This is a genomic window from Streptomyces sp. NPDC048254, from assembly GCF_043201895.1.
GTDB lineage: Bacteria > Actinomycetota > Actinomycetes > Streptomycetales > Streptomycetaceae > Streptomyces.
The window spans coordinates 98,289-121,076 of the sequence record NZ_JBICZJ010000028.1; the positions used below are offsets into that span (position 1 = coordinate 98,289).

A 22,788-nucleotide genomic window follows, 5' to 3' on the forward strand; every position below is an offset into this window, starting at 1 on the left:
GGTGTCCTCGTGGGCTTCCGTTCGGGTTTTCACGACGCCAGCCCCTCGGCCAGCGGGCCCAGCGCCAGGGCCGGGAAGTAGGTCAGACCGGTGATGATCAGGATCGCGCCGACGAGCAGGCCGGTGAAGAGCGGCTTCTCGGTGCGCAGGGTGCCGGCCGTGGCCGGGACGGGCCGCTGCTCGGCGAGCGAGCCGGCCAGCGCCAGCACGAACACCATCGGCAGGAAGCGGCCGAACAGCATCGCGAGTCCGGTCATGGTGTTGTACCAGTCGGTGTTCGCGTTCAGGCCGGCGAAGGCCGAGCCGTTGTTGTTGGCCGCCGAGGTGAAGGCGTACAGCACCTCGGAGAAGCCGTGCGCTCCCGGGTTGAGCATGGAGTGCGGCGGGGTCGGCAGGGCCATGGAGACCGCGGCGAACACGAGCGCCAGCGCCGGGGTGATCAGGATGTAGATCGCCGACAGCTTGATCTCGCGGGAGCCGATCTTCTTGCCCAGGTACTCGGGCGTGCGGCCGACCATCAGACCGGCGATGAACACCGCGATGATCGCCATGATCAGGATGCCGTAGAGGCCGGAGCCGGTACCACCGGGGGCGATCTCGCCCAGCATCATGCTGAGCAGGGTGATACCGCCGCCCAGGCCGGTGAACGAGGAGTGGAAGGAGTCCACCGCGCCTGTCGAGGTGAGCGTGGTCGCCACGGCGAAGATCGACGAGCCGCCGACGCCGAAGCGGACCTCCTTGCCTTCGTACGCGCCGCCCGCGAGCTGGAGCGCCGGGCCGTGGTGGGCGAACTCGGTCCACATCATCAGCGCGGTGAAGCCGATCCAGATGGTGCCCATGGTGGCGAGGATCGCGTAACCCTGTTTGACCGAGCCGACCATCACACCGAAGGTGCGGGTCAGCGCGAACGGGATCAGCAGGATCAGGAAGATCTCGAACAGGTTGGTGAAGGGCGTCGGGTTCTCGAAGGGGTGGGCGGAGTTGGCATTGAAGTAGCCACCACCGTTGGTGCCCAGCTCCTTGATGGCCTCCTGGGAGGCGACCGCGCCGCCGTTCCACTGCTGCGAACCCCCCATGAACTGGCCGACCGCGTGGATGCCGGAGAAGTTCTGGATGGCACCGCAGGCGACCAGGATCACCGCGGCGACCACGGCGACCGGCACCAGGATGCGGACGATGCCGCGCACCAGGTCGGACCAGAAGTTGCCGATCTCACCGGTGCGCATGGGGGTCCCCCCGCTCGAGCGAAGCCGAGAGTGGGGGAGCGCGAACCCGCGCACCAGCGCGACGGCGACGGCGATGCCGACGGCCGCGGAGACGAAGTTCTGCACGGCCAGACCGGCGGTCTGCACGACGTGACCCATGGTCTGCTCGCCGTAGTACGACTGCCAGTTCGTGTTGGTCACGAAGGAGACGGCCGTGTTGAACGACTGCGCCGGGTTGACCGAGGAGAAGCCGAGCGAGCCGGGCAGGATGCCCTGGAGCCGCTGCAGCAGGTAGAGGAAGAGGACGCCGACGAGGGAGAAGGCGAGGACCCCGCGCAGATAGGCGGGCCAGCGCATCTCGGTGTCGGGGTTGGCGCCGATGCCCTTGTAGATCCACTTCTCGACGCGCCAGTGCTTGTCGGAGGAGTAGACCTTGGCCATGTAGTTGCCGAAGGGGACGTAGCAGAGCGCCAGCGCGCCTATGAGCGCGGCGAGCTGGAGCACGGCGGCGGTTACGGGACCCATGTCTGTCTCAGAACCTCTCCGGGAAGATCAGGGCGAGGACGAGATAGCCCAGCAGGGCGACGGCCACGACGAGGCCGACGATGTTCTCGGCGGTCACAGCTTGGTCACCCCCTTGGCGATGAGGGCCACCAGCGCGAAACCCGCGAGCACGGTGACGACGAAGGCCAGATCGGCCATCGTGGACTCCTGGATGAGGTTCGGAACGGACTCGGACTGTTAGAGGAAAGCGTCTTTCCGGCCGGTTTCAGCCACCGTTGACGGGTCCCTTACGGCGGTGTTCGCCCCTTTGACGGGACTCTTACGCGGCCTCGACCAACCCGCGACCGGGCAACGCCATTCGGCCGCCGAAACCCCCCTGAACTGGGGGAACGCCGGCCTCGGGCGTATCAGGCGCATGAGGACAGGCGAAACCGCAGACGGCAGATCACCGCGTCGGTCTCCCGGCGCACGGCGTGCGCGACGACGGCACCGCGCTGGTTCTGCAGCAGCCGCTGCCAGAGCCGCTCTGGCTCGGTCTCCGGGATCAGCACGGTCACCTGGGTGGCCGGCTCGGCCGCGGTCACCTCACGGACGTATGCGGCGATGGGACGGCCGAGCGTGCGCCGCTCGCACGTCAGCCGGACCAGCGGCACCCCGGGGTCCCACTCGGCCCAGGCGCGCTCCAGGGCGTGCAGCTGGGCCCGGTCCTCGGGGTCGGGATGGCAGACGGTGACGGCACGGACCTCGTCGCCGAGGGAGGCGGCCGCGGAGAGCGCCTGGGAGGTGAGCCGGGACAGGGACGACACCGGCACGATCACCACCGACCGCTCGCGGTGCGGTGACTCCGGGATCCGCCCGAGCCCGAGCCGCTCGCCGACCCGCCGGTAGGCGCGATGCACGGCGCCGAAGGCGGCGACGAGCAGCGGCAGCATCACGACGACGAGCCAGGCGCCCTCGGCGAACTTGCCGGCGGTGACGACAACGGTCGCGACACCGGTCAGGACCGCCCCGAAGCCGTTGAGCAGCGCCTTCCCCCGCCAGCCGGGCCCGCGCTCCAGCCGCCAGTGCTTCACCATGCCCACCTGGGCGATGGTGAAGCCGACGAAGACACCGATGGCGAACAGCGCCACCAGCGTGTTGGTGTCGCCGCCGGAGAACACCAGCAGCGCGGCCGAGACCAGGGCCAGGGCGAGCACGCCGTGCCGGTGCACCTGGCGGTCGGCCTTCAGCGCGAAGACGTGCGGCAGGTAGTTGTCCCGGGCGAGCAGCTTGAGCAGCACCGGCAGCCCGCCGAACGACGTGTTGGCGGACAGCGCCAGCAGGATCATCGTCGCGAACTGGACGACGTAGAAGCCCCAGTTGTGGCCGAGGGAGGCGTCGGCGAGCTGGGCGAGCACGGTCACGCCCTCGACGGGCTGAAGGTGGAACCGGGAGATCAGCACCGAGAGCCCGATCAGCATCGCTCCCAGCACGGCCCCGAGGGCGGCCTCGGCGTGCTGGGCCCGCTTGACGCGCGGCACCCGGAAGGAGGGCACGGCGTTGGCGATGGCCTCGACGCCGGTGAGCGCGGCACAACCGGAGGCGAAAGCTTTCAGCAGGAGCAGGGCGCCGATGGTGGAGGCGTTGTCGGCGAGGACGGAGGCATGCCGGGCGGCGGTGACGGTACTCGCCGGCGACGACCGGAACAGCCCCACGACGATCAGCACGAAGATCGCCCCGACGAACACGACCGTCGGCACGATGAACGCCTTCGCCGATTCGACGATGCCGCGCAGGTTGACGCCCGTGATCAGCACCAGCACCGCCAGGCAGATCCACAGCCGGTGCGGGTAGAGGGCCGGGAAGGCGGACGTGAGCGCGGCGACGCCGGCCGTGACGGCGACGGCGACGTTGAGGACGTAGTCGAGCACCAGGGAGGCGGCGGCGACCAGGCTGGTACGGGTCCCGAGATGCGTCCGGGCCACGGCGTACGAACCGCCCCCGTCCGGGAAGGCCGCGATGACCTGCCGGTACGACGCGACGAGCACCGCCAGCAGGGCCGCGATGGCGAGGGTGACGGGCAGCGTGTAGCCGAGTCCGTGCGCACCGGCGGCGGCCAGCACGAGCACGATGGCCTCCGGTCCGTACGCCACCGACGCCATGGCGTCCAGCGACAGCGCGGCGAGGCCGGTGACGGCGGTGAGCCGGTGCCGCTCACCGGTATCGGGCGGCTCCTCACCGGCGGGCACGGCGCCCGGTTCGGCGGTCAGTACGGACATGGGAGGTGCTCCTTAACGAACGGGATATGCCTTCGCGCGCGGCAGTGCCGCGCGCGGTGCGATCAGGTTCCGTCCCGTTCCGGCCAGGTCCGACAATTCCTTGCGCGTTCTTCGCGCGGGAGGGTTCGACTTTGACGCCTTCTTGACAGGGGCGCGGCGCTGTACCGATGGGCGACCACCACCCCGCAGCGGCCCACAACCCGTCAGAGTCCCATCAAGGACATGCCGCACCTACTGACGCCGTGCTCCCCCACTCCCTACCTTCACCCCATGCATCCCGGCGCCAAAGCCACCTCCGCCGAGGACCACCGCTGGTCCAAGGACGTCTACGCGTCTGCCCGTTGTGCCGGCGCCCTCCTCGCCCTGCTCCTCCTGATCGACTGGGGGTCAGGGAGGGTCACCTGGTGGCGCGGTGCCCTCTGGACCACCCTCGCCCTGCTCCTCTTCGCCGCCCTGTGCCCCGCCAGGGTCCGCGCCGGCGACGGCTGGCTCACCTCCCGCCGGCTGCTGCGCACCCGCAGGGTCCGCACGGACCTCCTGGTCTCCGTCCGGTGCCTCGACGGCGTCTCTCCCCGGCTGCTGCTGCGGGACTCGTCCGGCGACCGGCTGCGCATCGACCCACAGGTCCTGATCGACAACCCGAGGCTGTGGCGTCACGTCGACGAAGGCGCCCGCAGGTCGGCCGCGGCCGGCACCCTGCTGTGTGGCGCGACCGCGTTGAGCCGCCTCGCCGAACGCGTCGAACACGAGAACGCCCTGGGCGTCTTCAGGGCATCCGGCCTGGAGTAGACCTCGTCCAGGGGTGGATCAGCCCGCGCTCACCGGCCCCGCCGTGTCCAGCGCGGCCCCGGTCTGGTCGGCCAGTGTCACCGCGACCAGCCGCGCCTGCCGCGGAGGCACCGGCCCGGACCCCGGCGTGAGCATGAACCGGCCGAGGTAGTGCCGTGGCCGTACGCGCGCAGTTCGATCTCGCCCTCCGGCCAGCCGCCCCTCTCCAGGTCCCAGGCCCGCCGTCCGACGGTGATCCCGCCGTCCTTGCCCAGCCGGGCCGGCTGTCCCAGCAGGGTGCCGTACTCGAACCGGCAGCCGGACAGGCCGAGCAGGCCGGTCAGTTCGCCGCGCACGTGGCCGACGACGGCGTCGGCGGACTTGGCGGACCGGACCAGGTCGGCGGTGGTGTGGATGCGGGTGAGGTAGCCCTCGTCGGTCACCGGGACGGTCTCCAGCCTGCGTGCGTGGGCCGCGAGCCGGGCCACGATCAGACCGACGGCGAGCAGCAGCACGGCCGTCTCGATGTCGACGGTGGCGCTGATGTCGAACGTCTCGTACGGCCTGGTCAGAAAGCTGTGTTCATGTGCGGCTCCGCCGCGGGCGAACCACGCCGCCGCCGAGAGCGCCGCCACCGCTCCGGCGAGGCGGCTGCCCAGCGCGGCCACGGCGACGACCACCACGACCAGGACCAGCGCCGCGTTGGTGTGGGACAGGTCGGTACGGAAGGGGACCAGGACGAGAGCGACCAGGAAGGGGAGGGCGAGGCCCGCGGCGAGCGCGGCCCCGTTTCTGGTGGGCACGGGCACGGGCCACCCGAAGGTCGCGTGTCCCATACCGGCGGATGTGCTGCTCATGAGGCACCTCCTACGCTCTGCGGCGTCCGGAAGGGTTGGGTCCGATCGGCCAGGGGCAGCGAGACGACCATGGTCAGTCCGCCGCCCGGGGTGTCCTCGGGGGTCAGGGTGCCGTCCATCGCCTCGGTGAGCCCGCGCGCGAGGGCGAGGCCGAGGCCGAGGCCGGTGGTGTTGTCGGTGTCGCCGAGCCGCTGGAAGGGCTCGAAGAGACGGTCGCGGCCGTTGGCAGGCAGACCGGGGCCCCGGTCGATGATCCGGAGTTCGGCGCGCCCCGCCAGCGCGCTCGCCGTCACCAGCACCCGCTTGCCGGGCGGGCTGTAGCGGGCCGCGTTGCCGACCAGGTTGGCGATCACGCGCTCCAGCAGCGGCGGGTCGGCCAGCAGCGGTGGCATGTTCTCCGGCTCGCCGTGCACGTCGGCCGTCGGCGTGTCGGCGAGGGCCGCCGGGAGCACCTCCTCCAGTGCGGTGGCCCGGAGGTTGAGGGTGAGGACGCCGGCCTCCAGGCGGCTGAGGTCGAGGAGGTTGTCGATCAGCCGGCTCAGCCGGGCCATGGACTCCTCGGCGGTGGCGAGGAGTTCGTCGCGGTCCTCCGGGGAGAACTCCACCTCGCGGCTGCGCAGCGAGGTGACCGCCGCCCAGCCGGCCGCGAGCGGGGTGCGCAGGTCGTGGCCGACGGCCCGCAGCAGCGCGGTGCGCATGCGGTCGGCGGCGCGTACCGGTTCGACCTCGGCCGCGGCCTGCGCGAGCCGGGCCCTCTCCACCGCCGAGCCGACGTGCGCGGCGAAGGCGCCGAGCACCCGCCGCTCGGACGCGGAGGGGGTACGACCGCGCAGCACCAGGTAGTTGCCGGGGCCGGCCGGCACGGTGGTGACGTCGGCACCATCGGGCGGCTCCTGGACGAGCACGGCGGAATCCATGCCGAAGGTCTCGCGGGTGCGTTCCAGCAGGGCCGGGATGGTCTGGCCGCCGCGCACGATGCTCCCGGCCAGCGACGACATGGTCTCGGCCTCCGCGGCGGCCCGGGCCGCGCGCCGGGACAGCCGCAGCGAGCGGTCGACGACCCCGGCGACGGTGGCGGCCACGACCGCGAACACCCCGAGCGCCAGCAGGGCGTTGGGATCGTCGAGGGTGAACTGGCCGACGGGCGGTATGAACCAGTAGTTGAGCAGCAGGGACGCGGTGACGGAGGCGATCACGGCGGAGGTGACCCCGCCTATGCAGGCCACGCCGACCACCGCGAGCAGGAAGAGCAGGGCCTCGCTGGTCAGGTTGACGGTGCCGCGGACCTGGGCGAGGGCGATGGTCAGCAGCACCGGGAGCACCAGCCCTGCCACCGGTCCCGCGATCAGGCGGCGGGGGGAGAGCGTGCGGCGGCGGGAGGGCAGCAGGGTGCCGCGGCCGGCGCGCTCATGGGTGACCCGGTGGACGTCGATGTCGCCGGAGAGCGCGGTGACGACCTCCCCCGTCCCCGGTCCGGTGAGGAAGCGTTCGAGGCGGCCTCGGCGGCTGGTGCCGAGGACGAGCTGGGTGGCGTTCTCGGCGCGGGCGAACTCGACCAGGGCGGTGGCCACGTCGTCGCCGACCACCGAGTGGTAGCTGCCGCCGAGGTCCTCGACCAGCCGGCGCTGCCGGGCCAGCGAGGCGTGGGAGACACCGGCGGCCAGTCCGTCGCTGCGGGCCACGTGCACGGCGAGCAGGTCGCCGCCCGCCGATCGGTCGGCGATGCGGGCGGCCCGTCGTACCAGCGTGTCGCCCTCCGGACCGCCGGTCAGCGCGACCACGACCCGCTCCCGGGTCTCCCACACCCCGCCGATGGCGTGCTCGGCACGGTAGGACTGGAGCGCCTCGTCGACCCGGTCGGCGACCCAGAGGAGGGCCAGCTGGCGCAGGGCGGTGAGGTTGCCGGGGCGGAAGTAGTTGGCGAGGGCCGCGTCGACCTTTTCGGGGGCGTAGATGTTGCCGTGCGCCATGCGACGGCGCAGGCCCTCCGGCGGGATGTCCACGAACTCGATCTGCTCGGCCCGCCGGACCACCTCGTCGGGCACCGTCTCGTGCTGCGGCACCCCGGTGATCTTCTCGACGACGTCCTTGAGTGATTCCAGGTGCTGGATGTTGACGGCGGTGATCACGTCCATGCCGGCCGCGAGCAGGTCCTCGACGTCCTGCCAGCGTTTGGGGTGCCGGCCGCCGCCGGGGATGTTGGTGTGGGCGAACTCGTCGACGATCGCCACCTTCGGGCGGCGCGCCAGCACGGCCGCGACGTCCATCTCCTCGAACTCGCCGCCCCGGTAGTCGCAGCGCAGGCGGTCCACGACCTCCAGGCCGTCGATCATGGCCGCGGTCCGGGGGCGCCCGTGGCACTCCACGAACCCCACCGCCACGTCCGCGCCCCGGGACGCGCGGCGCTGAGCCTCGTCGAGCATGCGGTAGGTCTTGCCGACCCCTGGGGCGGCACCGAGGTAGACCTTGAGTCGTCCGCGCGGTACGTCGTTCATCACCTCAAAGACAAGCGCGCCGCAAGGCCCGGGAAGCGGCCTCTTGACGCGTCTCTGGCGCCACTGACGAGGACGTTGACACTGTCTTGACGGCCCTTGCCCGGATAGGGTGAAGGCGGTGTGCCGGGAAGTCTGGTCGGCGGGGAGTCACTGTGGCTCCCGCAGAGCCCCAGGGGGACGGCATGCGCGGCGTGGGTACGGTTCTGGCACTTGTGGTACTGGCCACGGTGGTGGCGACCTTCGCGCGCCGATGGCGGATTCCCGCGCCCTCCCTCCTCGTCGTCGCGGGCCTCGCCGTGGCCCTGCTGCCGGGCACCCCGCAGATCCGGATCAGCCCGGAGGTCATCGGGCTCGTCGTCCTCCCGCCGCTGCTCTACGCCAGCGCCGAGGAACTCTCCTGGCGGGAGCTGCGCGCGGTCTGGAAGCCGGTCGGGGTGCTCGCGGTCGGCCTGGTGCTGGCCTCGGCGGCGGCCGTCGGCGCGGTCGCCTCGCTGGTCACCCCGCTGTCCTGGCAGATGGCGCTGGTGCTGGGCGCGATCCTGGCCAGCACCGACCCGGTCGCGGTGACCGCGCTCGGCCGCCGGCTCGCGCTGCCGCCGAAGGTGCAGATGCTGGTCCAGGCCGAGAGCCTCTTCAACGACGCGACCTCCCTGGTTCTCTACCGGGTCGCGGTGAGCGTCGCGGTGGCCTCGGCGGCGGCGAACTGGGGGGCCGCGGGAGGCGAGTTCCTGCTGCTCGCGGGCGGCGGCACCCTGATCGGCGCCGTCGTCGCCGGTGTCGTCGCGGTGATCAGGCGGCGCACCGAGGACCCGGTCCTGGAGACGGTGATATCGCTGGTCACGCCGTACACCGCGTACGTCCTCGCGGAGGCGGCCCACACCTCCGGTGTCACCTCCGTGGTGGTCGCGGGGGTCGTCCTGGGCGGCCGCGGCGACCGGCTCACCAACGCCCGTATAAGGCTTCAGCTGCACGCCGTCTACGGCACGGTGGTCTTCCTGCTGGAGAGCGTGGTCTTCAGTCTGATAGGGCTCGCACTGCCCGCCCAGGTCCGGGCCCTGTCCGACGGCGACCGGGCCTGGCCGCTGTACGCGCTGGCGGTGGCCGGCACGCTGATCGCGGTGCGGCTGCTGTGGCTGGCGCCGCTGTCGGCGGTGGTGCAGCGCAAGGGCGGCATCCAGCGGCCGAACTGGCGGGTGCCGGTGGTACTGACGTGGGCCGGCACCCGGGGTGTGGTGCCGCTGGCGGCCGCGCTGTCGATCCCGGTGGTGGCGAAGGACGGCTCGGCGCTGACCGAGCGCCCGCTGGTCCTGGTCCTGACCACCTCGGTCGTCGTGGTCACCCTCGTCGTGCAGGGCTTCTCCCTGGCCTCCGTCGTGCGCCGCTCCGGCATAGCCCTGGAGCCCGACCACACCGAGCGCGAGGAGGCCGCCGCCCGCTGCCGGCTGGCCGACGCGGGCATCCGGCGCCTGGAGGAGCTGTCCGAGCTGGAGGCCGTGCCCGAGGTGGTCCTCGACCGGCTCCGGCGCGGTCTCCACGCCCGCCTCGACGACGCCCGCGACCGGCTGACCGACAGCACGGTCGAGTCGGCCGACCTGGTCTACCGGCAGCTGCGCCGCGACCTGATAGCGGTGGAGGCGGCGGAGCTGCGGCGGCTGTACGACGAGCACACGATCAGCGACACGACCCGAAGACGGCTCCAGCGGTCCCTGGACCTGGAGGAGGCCCGGCTGGCGGACGCGTAGCGCTCCGCCGGGGGGACCGTCTTCGTCTGCTGGTGAGCGGGAGGCTGGTCGCGCCCCGGCGGCGGAGCCGCATCTCGGCACAGTCCCGCGCCCCCGGGCAGGTGTCAGCGGAACTCCGCCAGTCGGGGCCGCAGGCCCAGGGCGGCCAGGGCCATCGCCGCGCACAGCAACCCGCACGCCCACGGAAGCAGGCCGCTCAACTCCGACCGGCCCTCGCCGACGGACGAGGTGAAGTGGGCGCGGTTGATGTCGGTCACCTGGTCCAGTGCGGTCATCCAGGCGCCGAAGTGCGCGTTGGACGTGCCCGCCTGCCAGCCCATGCAGAACTCCACCGCCTGCTGTTCCTCGCCGGCGGCGAGCAGCGCGCGGATCTTCCGGTCGTCACGCTCGTAGACGGCGTACGCGTCGACCGTCTTGTCGGCCGCGGCCCGCTCCCCGGGGAAGGTGATGTTGTCCAGCTCGCGCCGGAACTCGCCGGTGAAGCGCGGGTCGGTGGCGTCGGCGCGGTAGTCCTGCCAGGTGGCGGCGAGTCCGGCGTCGTAGGTCGACAGCGTGGCGCCCTTGATGCCGTACAGCTCCTGGGACTTGGCGAGGAAGGAGTCCGCGTACCGGGTGCGGCGCTGTGGGTCGAGGAGGTAGCGGCTCTCGTCGGCGTTGGCGTCGTAGGCGATGGCGCGGGCGCGGGAGAGGGCGACGACGGAGTCGAAGGCGTCGTGCCGGGCCACCTTCAGATGCGTGGCCGTGGAGGAGAGGAGCTGGGTGCCGAGGACGACGGCGGCCAGGGCGCACACGGTGGCGGCCAGGAGGGCGGGGTTGAGGTTCCGGCGGAAGCGGCGGGCCAGGTACCACTGCACGACGCCGAGGACGGCCAGGAGCGGCAGACCGAGGGCGAGGACCGCGACGAGCTGGGCGGACAGTGCCGAACGGGCCGCCGTGTACCGGGAGTCGAAGGCCGTGTCGTTGGAGGAGACCAGCTTGCGCGCGTCCGGCAGAAGGCTGTCGCGCAGCAGGTCGGTGGCGTGGCGGTAGTCGGCGATCGCGTCCGGTTTGCCGTCGGCTCGGCGGTCGTTCTCCAGGGCGCGGCCGATGAGTTCCTGGTACTCGGCGAAGTTGTCGGTGATCGACTCGACGGTCTTCTCGTCGGTCCGGTCCCCCTGGGCGGCGGCCGCGAGGGTGCGCAGGTCGTGCCCGATCTCGCGGCGGGCGTCGCCGTACAGGGTGACGGCCTTGGCGTGCGGGGCGGTCAGCTCGCCCGTCCCGCCGTTCCCGCTGGACAGCAGGATGTTGGCGGCCTGGGCGTCCATGTCGTTGAGGGCCAGGTCGAGGCCGGCCGCGCTGGTGGTGCGCGGGGCGTCGCGGTCGGCCACTGCGTCCCAGGTGTCGTTCGCGGCCAGTCCGGCGACGAGGAGCACGGTCCCCAGGGCGACGGCGAGCAGGACCGTGGCCGCGCGCAGAAGGCGCAGCCGTGCCGGCACGGTCGACCGGAAACGGTGGCGCAGAGCGGCCCGCGCGGCCACGATCCGCTGCCCCGGGCGCCGCTTCGGCGGCTCCGGGGTGGGTACGGGCGGCGGGACGACCGTGGCCTGCCGTGGCTCTTCGACAGCCTCCTTCGGAGGTCTGTGTGCTGTGCCGGCCGTGATGGTCACGGTCCCCTCCCAGGTACCCGCCACGGACGGTCGCCCGTCCCCCGTACCGATCGAGTCTGCGACCGGATCCGGCCAGGAACAGGCGGCCTTGATGCGCTCCTGACGACCCTTCAGGCAGGTTTGACGGGATCTTGACGGCGTGCTCGTGGCGCCCGTACGGGTTCCGTATATTCCGTGCTGAGCAGGTATGTCCGGCACTCGCCGAGGGATGATTCACGGTCGGCCGCCCGAGAAGACCGCGGGCGTCAGCGGCCTCACGGCCCGGGACCACGGATCCGACGCGGACCGCGGCGGCCGGGGGCCCGTTCCGGCGACGGCACCAACCGGACGCTCCAGGCCGAGCCGCAGCGCCCGCCGGTCCCGAGGAACGTGACGATTCGGCGCCTGGAACCGGCCGACACGGACGCCGTGTTCGCCCTCGGCCCGGACGCCTCCTGGCTCTCCGCCAGCTGGGGCGGACCGCGGGGCCTGGCCGCCTCCGGCCACGCCTGACGAGCCGCACCGGCCGCGTCCTGGCGGTCGCCCGCACCTACTTCCGCGGCACCCGCTACGAGGACCTCGGCGTCCACACGGTGCCCGAACGCCGGCGCCACCACCTCGCCCTGGCCTGCGTCACGTCCCTGTGCGCCGACATCACCGCGCGCGGACACGTCCCCACCTGGAACTGTCCGGTCCACGACCGTGCCGCCCGTCTGCTGGCCCGGACCGCGGGGTTCCGCCTGGTTCGCGAGTATGTGCAGTACGCGGTCGGCAGCCCGGTCGTACACGAGCGGCTGAGCGCGTGAGACGGGGCGCGGCAGCCGCCGTACGGGATAACGCTCGGTGTCCGGGCCCGGCACCCGCCCGCCGTCCCCCGTACAGCCGAACGCCTCGTCGCGGCCTGAGTGCCGTCCTTTCCTGATGCTCCGACGCCTCCTGCCAGGCGATTCTTAACGCAAGCTTGACGCCCGGGGCCCGCTGATCCGTGGGCCCAGGCGTCACTCTCTGCATACGCTGGTGCCGCCGTCCGCGTGATGGCCGGAATCGAACTGCCCCGCACTCAGCGCGCCGGACACCAGGAGCCCGACCGATGGCCACGACCGAACACCCCCCTCCCAGTCGCCTGCGCGCCTGGATGCTGGAGGGGCTGTCCGACATGGGCAAGAGCGGCGGCCACACCGGGCCCCACGCGCAGCCGGAGCCCGCGCACAAGGGCCAGCGCTGGTGGCGGGTGATGTGCCTGACCGGTGTGGACTACTTCTCGACCCTCGGTTACCAGCCCGGCATCGCGGCCCTCGCGGCCGGGCTGCTGTCGCCGATCGCGACCATCGTGCTGGTCATCGTCACCCTGGCCGGCGCCCTGCCGGTCTACCGGCGCGTCGCCGCGGAGAGCCCGCACGGCGAGGGCTCCATCGCCATGCTGGAGCGGCTGCTCTCCTTCTGGCAGGGCAAGCTCTTCGTGCTCACCCTGCTGGGCTTCGCCGCCACAGACTTCCTCATCACCATCACCCTGTCGGCCGCCGACGCCTCCACCCACCTGGTCGAGAACCCGCATCTGACGGACTTCCTCCAGGGCAAGCAGATGATCATCACGCTGATCCTGGTGGCGCTGCTGGGCGCGGTCTTCCTCAAGGGCTTCCTGGAGGCCATCGGCGTCGCGGTCGCCCTGGTCGGCATCTACCTCGCACTGAACGTCGTGGTCGTGATCGTCGGCGTCTACCACGTCATCACCGCCGAGCACGTCATCACCGACTGGACCAGCGCCCTGACCACGGAACACGGCAACGTCTTCGTCATGATCGGCGTGGCCCTGATCGTCTTCCCCAAGCTGGCGCTGGGCCTGTCCGGCTTCGAGACCGGCGTCGCGGTCATGCCGCACGTCCAGGGCGACCCGGGCGACACCGAGGAGCGGCCCACCGGCCGGATCCGGGACACCAGGAAGCTGCTCACCACGGCGGCCCTGATCATGAGCTGCTTCCTGATCGCGACCAGCTTCATCACCACGCTGCTGATCCCGGAGCAGGAGTTCAAGTCCGGCGGCGACGCCAACGGCCGCGCGCTCGCCTATCTGGCGCACGAGTACCTCGGCAACGCCTTCGGCACGGTGTACGACGTCTCGACCATCTGCATCCTGTGGTTCGCCGGCGCCTCCGCGATGGCCGGCCTGCTCAACCTGATGCCGCGCTATCTGCCCCGCTACGGCATGGCCCCGCACTGGGCCCGCGCCGTGCGCCCGATGGTCATCGTCTTCACCCTGATCGCCTTCCTGGTCACCTGGATCTTCGACGCCGACGTCGACGCGCAGGGCGGCGCCTACGCCACCGGTGTACTGGTGCTGATCAGCTCCGCGGCGATCGCGGTGACCATCGCCGCCCGCAAGGCCCAGCAGCGCAACTGGACCATCGCCTTCGCCGTCATCTCGGCGGTGTTCCTCTACACGACGGTCGTGAACGTCATCGAGCGTCCGGACGGTGTGAAGATCGGTGCCTGCTTCATCGTCGGCATCATCCTGGTCTCACTGCTGTCCCGGCTGGCCCGCGCCTTCGAGCTGCGCGTGACGAGTGTGGCGCTCGACGACATGGCGGAACGGTTCATCAGGGACATGGCCAGCCGCAAGATGCGGTTCATCGCCAATGAGCCGGACGCCCGCGACAAGGCCGAGTACCGGGACAAGATCGAGCAGATCCGCGCCGACAACGACATGCCCGAGCAGGAGGACTTCGTCTTCGTCGAGGTCACGGTCACCGACCCCTCCGAGTTCGAGGCGGGCCTCAGCGTGCGCGGCGAGGTCCTGCACAACCGCTACCGCGTCCTGACCCTGGAGTCGGCCTCCATCCCCAACGCCCTGGCCGCGCTGCTGCTGCACGTCCGTGACGACACCGGCTGCATCCCGCACATCTACTTCGAGTGGACCGAGGGCAATCCGTTCGCCAACTTCCTGCGCTTCTTCCTCTTCGGCCAGGGCGAGGTCGCCCCGGTCACCCGGGAGGTACTGCGCGAGGCGGAACCGGACCGCTCCCGACGGCCGCGCGTGCACACGGGCTGAGCGCCCACGCCGAAACGACCGGGTCGTAAGAATCCCGTCAATAACCGCTCGGTCCGCATAAGAACCCCGTCAGCCGCCGTTCCCGAGCGCCCCGCGGCCCCTACCGTCGGCCTCATGGACGACGGAAGACGCGGCGGCCGGGCAGTCGGCGACCGCACCTGGCGCGGCAGCGCACGGCTGGCCGTCGGCTGCGCCCTCGGCTTCGGCGGCGTGACGCTCCTGGTGGACTGGGACGCCGGCACGCTCACCCCGGTCCGCGCCCTGCTCTGGGCCACCCTGTCGGCCGCCGTTCTCGTCATGCTGCTGCCGGCCCGGGTCACGGCGGGCCCCGGGTGGCTGGCCGTCCGCGGGCCGCTCCGTGGCCGTACCGTCCGTACCGACTCCCTCGTCTCCATCGGCCAGTACGGCGATGTCTCCGCCCATCTGGTGCTGCGCGACACCGCCGGCAACCGGCTGGAGCTCGACCCGAACGTCCTGCACGCGAATCCGCTGCTCTGGCACGAACTGGACACCGGCGTCCGCCGCTCCCTGGACCGCGGCACCCTGCGCCGGGGCACCGAGGTCCTCGCACGGCTCGGCCACGAGATCGACGACACCAACGCGCGCGCGGTCCTCAAGGCATCCGGCCTGACCTGACCAGCACCGGGCGCGGGCCGCTGCGCGACGCCGGCATCGGTCTCTCGGACGATCCGGGTGACGCCGTAACGAAGGTGCGGCGCCATCGTGGCTTTGTCGCGCAGTTCCCCGCGCCCCTCGGGGGTGGCAGTGGTCCCGTCCGAAGGGGTGTGCGGAACTGCTCTGTCCGCCGGCCACCTGGTCCGCGGGCCCCGCCGACCGGCCCTATCGTGACCCCATGCAGTCCTACACGATCGGCCAGGCGGCGCGGCTGCTCGGCGTCAGCCCCGACACCGCCCGCCGCTGGGCCGACGCCGGCCGGGTGACCACCCATCGCGACGAGGGCGGCCGGCGGCTCATCGACGGCAAGGACCTCGCCGCGTTCTCCGTCGAACTGGCCAGGGCCGGCACCGGCGAGGAGGACGCCTCCTACACCTCGGTCCGCAACGCCTTCCCCGGCATCGTCACCGCGATCAAGCTCGGCGACGTCGCCGCCCAGGTCGAGATCCAGGCCGGCCCGCACCGCCTGGTCTCCCTGCTGACCCGCGAGGCCGTCGAGGAACTGGGCCTGGAGGTGGGCATGGAGGCCACCGCCCGGGTGAAGTCGACGAACGTGCACATCGACCGCGTCTGACCCCGTCACCGGCACATCAGCGCCGCCCACAGGTCCAGCCGGTCGCTCAGCCGGGACAGGTCGCGCACGTGAAGTGCTCCACCCGCTGCATCCGGTAGTGCACGGTGTTGACGTGCAGATGCAGCGCCTCGGCGGTCCGCGCCCAGGAGCCGTCGCAGGCCAGGAAGGTCTCCAGGGTGCTCAACAGCACGGCGGAGGCGGCCCGTTCGCCGGTGAGCAGCGCGGCGAGGCTGGTGAACGCGCCTGCGTCGAGGAGGGCGGAGGCGTCCGGGGCGGTGCCGTGGGCGGAGGTGAACGCGTACCGTGGCTGCGCCGGCGCCCCGGCCAGGGCACCGGGCCCGGTGGCCGCCGACCCGGTCCCGCCGTGCAGCGGTACGCCGGGCTCGCAGCCGGCGACCAGCGCCCAGACCTCGGCCGGCACGTCTCCCGCGGTGGGCAGTACCGCGAAGGCGAGCCCCTCCGGCAGCCGCCCCACCGCCGCCCCGGGCGCCACATGCCCGGCGACCTCCGTCAGCGCCCCTTCAGTTGCGGGCCCGCCAGGTCCAGCGGGGTGCCGTCGATGCCGACGGCGAGCAGGACGGGGGCGTGGGCGAAATCCGGGTCGATCTCCGCCCAGGAGAGCAGGGCGTGGTGCCCGTCGGCGCCGGTGACCGCGATGAGGAAGCGCAGGCGGTCCTTGCGCCGGGCGGGGTCGAAACCGGGGCCCGCGTCGCTGAGGACGTCGTACAGCAGGGGTCCGGTGAAGCCGTGGCGCTGGACGCCGCTGGTGGCGCACTCGAAGCTGACCCGCGCCTGGTGCTGGGGCCGGCGCAGGGGGTCGGACACGGTGAGCCGGGCCGGTCGTGCCAGGTCCCCGGTGAGGTCGAGTTCGGCGAGCGTCATGTGCGGCCACCTCCTGGATGACGGTACCCGCGGCGCACCTCCGTACAAACGCACATGCCAGGTTCAAGCCACAAGTGTGCAGCTCATGCGATGTGACAGATGACTTACGCCTGGCACGTGCGGCAGTATCATCGCCAGGTGGCCGGTAGAAGGGTCGCAGCAGGGCGCGACAGCTTTTTCATCTGGATTCAGAGGAGTTCACTCGTGATGACCCGTTCCGCGCGCCGGACCCGGCGGACGCTGCAGGTGGCCGGTGCCTCGGTCGCGGCCCTGCTGGCCCTGAGCGCCTGCTCCTCCTCGGACGACGACTCGTCCGCGAAGACGAAGTCGGACACCTCGTCGTCGGCGTCACCCAAGCTGTCGGGCTCGATCACCGTGTTCGCGGCGGCCTCCCTCAAGGAGAGCTTCACGACGCTGAAGGCGGACTTCGAGAAGGCCCACCCGGGAACGAAGGTCGACTTCAGCTTCGGCGGCAGTGACACCCTCGCCGCGCAGATCACCAGCGGGGCCCCCGCCGACGTCTTCGCCGCGGCCAGCCCCAAGACGATGGCGATCGTGACGGACAAGGAGGACACCGCCACCACGCCGGCCACCTTCGTCCGCAACCAGCTGGAGATCGCCACCCTGCCGGGCAACCCCGACAAGGTCGCCTCGCTGAAGGACCTGACCAAGTCCTCGCTGAAGGTGGTCCTCTGCGACAAGACGGTGCCGTGCGGCGCCGCCGCGCAGAAGGCCCTGGACGCCAGCAAGCTCAAGCTGACCCCGGTCTCCTACGAGGAGGACGTGAAGTCCGCCCTCAACAAGGTGGTGCTGAAGGAGGCCGACGCGGCGGTCGTCTACAAGACGGATGTGAAGGCCGCGGGTGACAAGGTGGAGGGCGTGGAGTTCCCCGAGTCCGCCGACGCCATCAACGACTACCCGATCGCCCTGCTGAAGGACGCCCCGAACCCGACGCTGGCCAAGGCGTTCATCGCGCTGGTGCGGTCCGCCGAGGGCCAGCAGGTCCTGAACGAGGCCGGGTTCCTCAAGCCGTGACGAAGACCGACGAGCCGGACGCAGGGGCCGTCGCCGTCACGGGCGGCCCGCGGCGCCGGCGCGCCCGGTCGACTGTGCCGCTACCGCTCCTCCTCCCCGGAGCGGTAGCTCTGGTCTTCCTCCTCCTGCCCCTGCTCGCCCTGCTTCTGCGCGCCCCCTGGGGCAGCCTCCCGTCGCTGCTGACCAGCACGGAGGTGTGGCAGGCCCTCCAGCTCTCGCTGCTCAGCGCGACCGCGGCGACCGCCGTGAGCCTGGTGCTCGGCGTCCCGCTGGCCTGGCTGCTGGCCCGCACGGAGTTCCCCGGCCGCGGCCTGGTACGAGCGCTGGTGACCCTCCCCCTCGTCCTCCCCCCGGTGGTCGGCGGTGTGGCCCTGCTCCTCGCCCTGGGCCGCAACGGGGTCGTCGGGCAGTGGCTGGACTCCTGGTTCGGGATCACGCTCCCGTTCACGACGACCGCGGTGGTGATCGCCGAGTCCTTCGTGGCCATGCCCTTCCTGGTGATCAGCGTCGAGGGCACGCTGCGCGCCGCCGACCCGCGCTACGAGGAGGCGGCGACGACCCTGGGCGCGTCCCGCTTCACGGCGTTCCGCAGGGTCACGCTCCCGCTCATCGCCCCGGGCATCGCGGCCGGCTCGGTACTGGCCTGGGCCCGCGCACTCGGCGAGTTCGGCGCGACGATCACGTTCGCCGGCAACTTCCCGGGCCGCACCCAGACCATGCCGCTCGCCGTCTACCTGGCCCTCCAGAACGACCCCGACGCGGCGATCGCCCTCAGCCTGGTCCTGCTGACCGTCTCGATCGCGGTACTGGCAGGCCTCCGCGACCGCTGGATGACACCTTCATGACCCACCCCGACCCCACCCGACGGCCCCCCACACCACCCGCGGCCGCCGACGGCGCACAGCCCCCGCAGGGGCCACCCGCTCCCGACACTGATACCCGCACGGGTGCTGCGGGTGGGAAACACAACCCGGCCGGAGGCCGGGCGGCCCCCACGCACCCGCACCCGCACCCGCACCGCACCGACGGCCTCGACGCCCGCCTCGTCGTCAGCCGCCCCGCCTTCCACCTCGACATCACCCTCACCGCCGCCCCCGGCGAGGTCGTCGCCCTCCTCGGCCCCAACGGCGCCGGCAAGACCACCGCCCTCCGGGCCCTGGCCGGCCTCACCCCCCTCACCGCCGGCCATCTCCGCCTGGACGGCACGGAGTTGGACCGTACGCCCCCCGAATCCCGCCCGGTGGGCGTCGTCTTCCAGGACTATCTCCTCTTCCCCCACCTCACGGCCCTCGACAACGTCGCCTTCGGCCCCCGCTGCCACGGCGCGACCAAGGCCGAGGCCCGCGCCCAGGCGGCCGCCTGGCTGGACCGCATGGGCCTCGCGGACCACACCGGCGCCAAACCCCGCCGCCTCTCCGGCGGCCAGGCCCAGCGCGTCGCACTGGCCCGCGCCCTGGCCACCCACCCCCGCCTGCTGCTCCTGGACGAGCCCCTCGCCGCCCTCGACGCCCGCACCCGCCTGGACGTGCGTTCCCAACTCCGCCGCCACCTGGCCGAGTTCGAGGCCGTGGCCGTACTGGTCACCCACGACCCGCTGGACGCCATGGTGCTGGCCGACCGCCTGATCGTCATCGAGCAGGGCCGGATCGTCCAGCAGGGCACCCCCGCCGACATCGCCCGCCACCCGCGCACCGACTACATCGCCCACCTGGTCGGCCTGAACCTCTACCGCGGCCGGGCCGAGGCCGCGGTCGAGGGCCACCTGGTCCGGCTGGACACCGGCCCCGCCATCGCCACCACGGAGCACCTCACCGGTGACGTGTTCGTCGCGTTCCCGCCGAGCGCCGTCACCCTCTTCCGGGACCGCCCCACCGGCACCAGCGCCCGCAACCTGTGGCGCTGCGAGGTCGCCGGCCTGGAGGTCCACGGCGACCGGATCCGCGCCGACCTGACCGGTGAACTCCCCCTCGCCGCCGACCTCACCACGGTCGCCGCCGCCGAACTGGACCTGCACCCGGGCACCCCGGTCTGGGCGACGGTGAAGGCGACGGGGACCCACGCGTACCCGGCGTAGAACCAGACGCGAGAGGCCCCGCCGAAGCGGGGCCTCTGTCGGCGTGTCGTACCGCGGATCAGTCCTCGTAGACGTCCAGCGGCGGGCACGAGCACACCAGGTTCCGGTCTCCGTAGGCCTGGTCGATCCGGCGCACCGGCGGCCAGTACTTGTCGGCGGCGGACACCCCGGCCGGGAAGACGGCCTCCGCACGCGAGTACGCGTGCTCCCACTCCCCGCCGAGCGCGGCGGCCGTGTGCGGAGCACCCCGCAGCGGGTTGTCCTCGGCGGGCCACTCGCCCGCCCCGACCTTGTCGATCTCCGCCCGGATGGCGATCATCGCCTCGCAGAACCGGTCCAGCTCGCCGAGGTCCTCGGACTCGGTCGGCTCGATCATCAGCGTGCCGGCCACCGGGAAGGACATCGTCGGCGCGTGGAACCCGTAGTCGATGAGCCGCTTGGCGACATCGTCGACGCTCACGCCGGTCGCCTTGGTCAGCGGCCGCAGGTCGATGATGCACTCGTGCGCGACCAGCCCGCCGGGACCGGTGTAGAGCACGGGGTAGTGCGGCTCCAGCCGCTTGGCGATGTAGTTGGCGCTGAGCACGGCCACCTGGGTGGCGCGCTTCAGCCCCTCGCCGCCCATCAGCCGGACGTACGCCCACGAGATCGGCAGGATCCCCGCGGAGCCCCACGGCGCGGCCGAGATCGGCCCGACCCCGGTCGCCGGCCCGGCGGCCGGCTGAAGCGGGTGGTTCGGCAGGTACGGCGCCAGGTGGGCCCGTACGGCCACCGGACCGACCCCCGGACCGCCGCCGCCGTGCGGGATGCAGAAGGTCTTGTGCAGGTTGAGGTGCGAGACGTCGCCGCCGAAGTGCCCGGGCTTGGCGACCCCGACCAGGGCGTTGAGGTTGGCCCCGTCGACGTACACCTGGCCGCCGGCCTCGTGCACCTGACCGCAGATGTCCGCGACGTGCTCCTCGAACACGCCGTGCGTGGACGGGTAGGTGATCATCAGCACGGCGAGCTGGTCGCGATGCTGCTCGATCTTCGCCCGCAGGTCCTCGACGTCGACCTCGCCGTCCTCGGCGGTCTTCACGACGACGACCTTCATCCCGGCCATGACGGCACTGGCGGCGTTGGTGCCGTGCGCGGAGGACGGGATCAGGCACACCGTGCGCTGCTCGTCGCCGTTGGCACGGTGGTACGCGCGTACGGCGAGCAGCCCGGCCAGCTCGCCCTGCGACCCGGCATTGGGCTGGAGCGACACCTTGTCGTAGCCCGTGACCTCGGCGAGCCGCTCCTCCAGCTCACGGATGAGCGTCAGATAGCCCTGCGCCTGCTCGGCGGGCGCGAAGGGGTGCAGCTGACCGAACTCGGGCCAGGTGACCGGCTCCATCTCGGTGGTCGCGTTGAGCTTCATGGTGCAGGAGCCCAGCGGGATCATGCCCCGGTCCAGCGCGTAGTCCCGGTCGGCGAGCCGGCGCAGGTAGCGCAGCATCGCGGTCTCGGAGCGGTGCTCGTGGAAGACCGGGTGAGCGAGGTAGCCGTCCTCGCGCAGCAGCGCCTCGGGCAGCGTGTCCTCGGCGACCGCGTCCAGCGCCTCGACGTCGCCCTCGACCCCGAACGCCGTCCACACGGCACCCAGCTGGGCCCGCGCGGTGGTCTCGTCGCAGGCCATGGAGACGTGGTCGGCGTCCACGAGCCGCAGGTTGACGCCGCTCTGCCGGGCGGTGGCGACGATCTCGGCGGCCTTGCCGGGCACCCGCGCGGTGAGGGTGTCGAAGTAGGCGCCGTGCACGACCTCGACCCCGCCGGCCCTGAGCCCGGCGGCCAGGATCGTGGCGTAGCGGTGGGTCCGCAGGGCGATGGCCCGCAGCCCCTCGGGCCCGTGGTAGACGGCGTACATGCCGGCCATCACGGCGAGCAGCACCTGCGCGGTGCAGATGTTGCTGGTGGCCTTCTCACGGCGGATGTGCTGTTCACGGGTCTGCAGCGCGAGCCGGTAGGCCTTGTGCCCGTCGGCGTCCACGGACACGCCCACGAGCCGGCCGGGCAGGCTGCGCGCGAACTTCTCCCGCACCGCCATGTAGCCCGCGTGCGGCCCGCCGAAGCCCATCGGCACACCGAACCGCTGGGTCGTCCCGACGGCGATGTCGGCGCCCAGCTCGCCCGGCGAGGTCAACAGGGTCAGCGCGAGCAGATCGGCGGCGACGGTGACCAGCGCGCCCAGCTCGTGCGCCTGCTCGACGAGCGGCCTGATGTCGCTTACGGCACCGGATGCGCCGGGGTACTGGACGAGCACGCCGTTGATCTCACGGGCGGCGAGGTCCGCCGGAATCCCGTCGCTCAGGTCCGCGACGACGACCTCGACCCCGGTCGGTTCGGCCCGGGTCCGGATCACGGCGACGGTCTGCGGCAGGACGTCCGCGTCGATGACGAAGACGCCCTTCTTGTTCTTGCCCATGCGCAGCGACAGGGCCATGGCCTCGGCGGCGGCCGTGCCCTCGTCGAGCAGCGAGGCACCGGAGGTGGGCAGCCCGGTGAGGTCGGCGACCATGGTCTGGAAGTTCAGCAGGGCTTCCAGCCGCCCCTGGGAGATCTCCGGCTGGTACGGCGTGTAGGCCGTGTACCAGGCGGGGTTCTCCATCACGTTGCGCAGGATGACGGGCGGCGTGAAGGTGCCGTAGTAGCCCAGCCCGATCATCGAGTCGAGCACCTGGTTCCGGTCGGCCAGCGACCGCAGCTCGGCCAGCACCTCGGCCTCGGTGCGCGCGCCCGGCAGCTCCAGGGTGTCGGCGTTCTTGATGACGTCCGGCACGGCGGCCGCGGTCAGCTCGTCGAGCGAGCCGTACCCGACCTGGGCGAGCATCTTGGCCCGGGCCTCGTGGTCGGGCCCGATATGGCGCTGCTCGAAGGGGATTCCCTGTTCGAGCTCGGAGAGCGGAACACGCTGGGCGGTCATTGCGGAGGCCTCCTGGTCTGACGCGACCTTCGAGGGGTACCCCGGCACGGGCACCCCGACGGCCTCCCCCTCTGTCATCTCAACCTGAGAGCTTCGCCGGACGC

The 22,788-nt window shown here is 72.1% G+C and carries 18 protein-coding genes and 1 pseudogene; 10 read left to right on the forward strand and 9 right to left on the reverse strand.

Annotation, left to right across the window (positions count from 1 at the left end; genetic code table 11):
* Nucleotides 1-29 precede the first annotated feature (29 nt).
* The 3 genes from kdpA to ACGFZQ_RS47455 form a co-directional block, all read right to left on the reverse strand.
* Nucleotides 30-1,730: a potassium-transporting ATPase subunit KdpA gene (gene kdpA / locus ACGFZQ_RS47445; protein ID WP_393845739.1), complete on the reverse strand. Its 1,701-nt coding sequence runs from the start codon at nucleotides 1,728-1,730 to the stop codon at nucleotides 30-32.
* 7 nt (nucleotides 1,731-1,737) lie between these two features.
* Nucleotides 1,738-1,827 carry a K(+)-transporting ATPase subunit F gene (gene kdpF / locus ACGFZQ_RS47450; protein WP_016434100.1) on the reverse strand — a complete coding sequence of 30 codons (90 nt, stop codon included), beginning with the start codon at nucleotides 1,825-1,827 and terminating at the stop codon, nucleotides 1,738-1,740.
* 289 nt (nucleotides 1,828-2,116) lie between these two features.
* Nucleotides 2,117-3,967: an APC family permease gene (locus ACGFZQ_RS47455; protein WP_393845740.1), complete on the reverse strand. Its 1,851-nt coding sequence runs from the start codon at nucleotides 3,965-3,967 to the stop codon at nucleotides 2,117-2,119.
* 270 nt (nucleotides 3,968-4,237) lie between these two features.
* Between ACGFZQ_RS47455 and ACGFZQ_RS47460 the strand changes: the two genes are divergently transcribed.
* Entirely contained in the window at nucleotides 4,238-4,756 is a 519-nt protein-coding gene (locus ACGFZQ_RS47460) for a hypothetical protein (protein WP_393845741.1), read from the forward strand.
* A gap of 77 nt (nucleotides 4,757-4,833) precedes the next feature.
* Here the strand turns inward: ACGFZQ_RS47460 and ACGFZQ_RS47465 are convergent, their stop codons facing one another.
* Nucleotides 4,834-5,592 (reverse strand): DUF4118 domain-containing protein, encoded by a 759-nt coding sequence (locus tag ACGFZQ_RS47465; RefSeq protein WP_393845742.1) that lies wholly within the window; start codon nucleotides 5,590-5,592, stop codon nucleotides 4,834-4,836.
* On the reverse strand, nucleotides 5,589-8,087 hold the full coding sequence (locus ACGFZQ_RS47470) for an ATP-binding protein (RefSeq protein WP_393845743.1): 2,499 nt from the start codon (nucleotides 8,085-8,087) through the stop codon (nucleotides 5,589-5,591). Before ACGFZQ_RS47470 ends, ACGFZQ_RS47465 begins: the two co-directional genes overlap by 4 nt.
* A 182-nt stretch (nucleotides 8,088-8,269) precedes the next feature.
* Between ACGFZQ_RS47470 and ACGFZQ_RS47475 the strand changes: the two genes are divergently transcribed.
* Nucleotides 8,270-9,829: a Na+/H+ antiporter gene (locus ACGFZQ_RS47475; protein WP_393845766.1), complete on the forward strand. Its 1,560-nt coding sequence runs from the start codon at nucleotides 8,270-8,272 to the stop codon at nucleotides 9,827-9,829.
* A gap of 104 nt (nucleotides 9,830-9,933) precedes the next feature.
* Here ACGFZQ_RS47475 and ACGFZQ_RS47480 read toward each other — a convergent pair whose 3' ends face one another.
* Complete coding sequence (locus tag ACGFZQ_RS47480; RefSeq protein ID WP_393845744.1) at nucleotides 9,934-11,475, reverse strand: hypothetical protein; 1,542 nt, start codon at nucleotides 11,473-11,475, stop codon at nucleotides 9,934-9,936.
* Between the two features lie 369 nt (nucleotides 11,476-11,844).
* Here ACGFZQ_RS47480 and ACGFZQ_RS47485 point away from each other — a divergent pair, with 369 nt between their 5' ends.
* The 5 genes from ACGFZQ_RS47485 (at nucleotide 11,845) to ACGFZQ_RS47505 (ending at nucleotide 15,749) form a co-directional block, all read left to right on the forward strand.
* Complete coding sequence (locus tag ACGFZQ_RS47485; RefSeq protein WP_393845745.1) at nucleotides 11,845-11,967, forward strand: hypothetical protein; 123 nt, start codon at nucleotides 11,845-11,847, stop codon at nucleotides 11,965-11,967.
* Nucleotides 11,968-11,987: 20 nt separating this feature from the next.
* On the forward strand, nucleotides 11,988-12,260 hold the full coding sequence (locus tag ACGFZQ_RS47490) for a GNAT family N-acetyltransferase (protein ID WP_393845767.1): 273 nt from the start codon (nucleotides 11,988-11,990) through the stop codon (nucleotides 12,258-12,260).
* A gap of 284 nt (nucleotides 12,261-12,544) precedes the next feature.
* A complete protein-coding gene (locus ACGFZQ_RS47495; protein ID WP_393845746.1) occupies nucleotides 12,545-14,500 on the forward strand; it encodes an amino acid transporter in 1,956 nt (651 codons plus the stop codon).
* Nucleotides 14,501-14,614: 114 nt separating this feature from the next.
* Complete coding sequence (locus ACGFZQ_RS47500; protein WP_393845747.1) at nucleotides 14,615-15,136, forward strand: hypothetical protein; 522 nt, start codon at nucleotides 14,615-14,617, stop codon at nucleotides 15,134-15,136.
* Nucleotides 15,137-15,353: 217 nt separating this feature from the next.
* The gene (locus ACGFZQ_RS47505) at nucleotides 15,354-15,749 is read left to right on the forward strand and encodes a molybdopterin-binding protein (protein ID WP_393845748.1); all 396 of its coding nucleotides are present in this window, start codon (nucleotides 15,354-15,356) and stop codon (nucleotides 15,747-15,749) included.
* A gap of 46 nt (nucleotides 15,750-15,795) precedes the next feature.
* On the opposite strand, the gene ACGFZQ_RS47510 is transcribed toward ACGFZQ_RS47505, so the two are convergent.
* Both ACGFZQ_RS47510 and ACGFZQ_RS47515 read right to left on the reverse strand, forming a co-directional pair.
* The gene (locus tag ACGFZQ_RS47510) at nucleotides 15,796-16,242 is read right to left on the reverse strand and encodes a helix-turn-helix domain-containing protein (protein ID WP_393845749.1); all 447 of its coding nucleotides are present in this window, start codon (nucleotides 16,240-16,242) and stop codon (nucleotides 15,796-15,798) included.
* Between the two features lie 29 nt (nucleotides 16,243-16,271).
* Nucleotides 16,272-16,631 (reverse strand): annotated as a pseudogene (locus ACGFZQ_RS47515) (molybdopterin-dependent oxidoreductase); the annotation flags it as partial.
* Nucleotides 16,632-16,838: 207 nt separating this feature from the next.
* On the opposite strand from ACGFZQ_RS47515, the gene modA reads away from it, so the two are divergent.
* The 3 genes from modA to ACGFZQ_RS47530 are packed head-to-tail and all read left to right on the forward strand — an operon-like array spanning nucleotide 16,839 to nucleotide 19,740.
* A complete protein-coding gene (modA, locus tag ACGFZQ_RS47520; protein WP_393845750.1) occupies nucleotides 16,839-17,666 on the forward strand; it encodes a molybdate ABC transporter substrate-binding protein in 828 nt (275 codons plus the stop codon).
* Nucleotides 17,663-18,511 carry a molybdate ABC transporter permease subunit gene (gene modB / locus ACGFZQ_RS47525; protein ID WP_393845751.1) on the forward strand — a complete coding sequence of 283 codons (849 nt, stop codon included), beginning with the start codon at nucleotides 17,663-17,665 and terminating at the stop codon, nucleotides 18,509-18,511. The genes modA and modB overlap by 4 nt, the downstream gene beginning before the upstream one ends.
* Nucleotides 18,508-19,740: an ABC transporter ATP-binding protein gene (locus ACGFZQ_RS47530; protein WP_393845752.1), complete on the forward strand. Its 1,233-nt coding sequence runs from the start codon at nucleotides 18,508-18,510 to the stop codon at nucleotides 19,738-19,740. Before modB ends, ACGFZQ_RS47530 begins: the two co-directional genes overlap by 4 nt.
* A gap of 58 nt (nucleotides 19,741-19,798) precedes the next feature.
* On the opposite strand, the gene gcvP is transcribed toward ACGFZQ_RS47530, so the two are convergent.
* Nucleotides 19,799-22,684, reverse strand: coding sequence for an aminomethyl-transferring glycine dehydrogenase (gene gcvP / locus ACGFZQ_RS47535; protein WP_393845753.1), 2,886 nt, complete (start codon nucleotides 22,682-22,684; stop codon nucleotides 19,799-19,801).
* Between the last annotated feature and the right edge of the window lie 104 nt (nucleotides 22,685-22,788).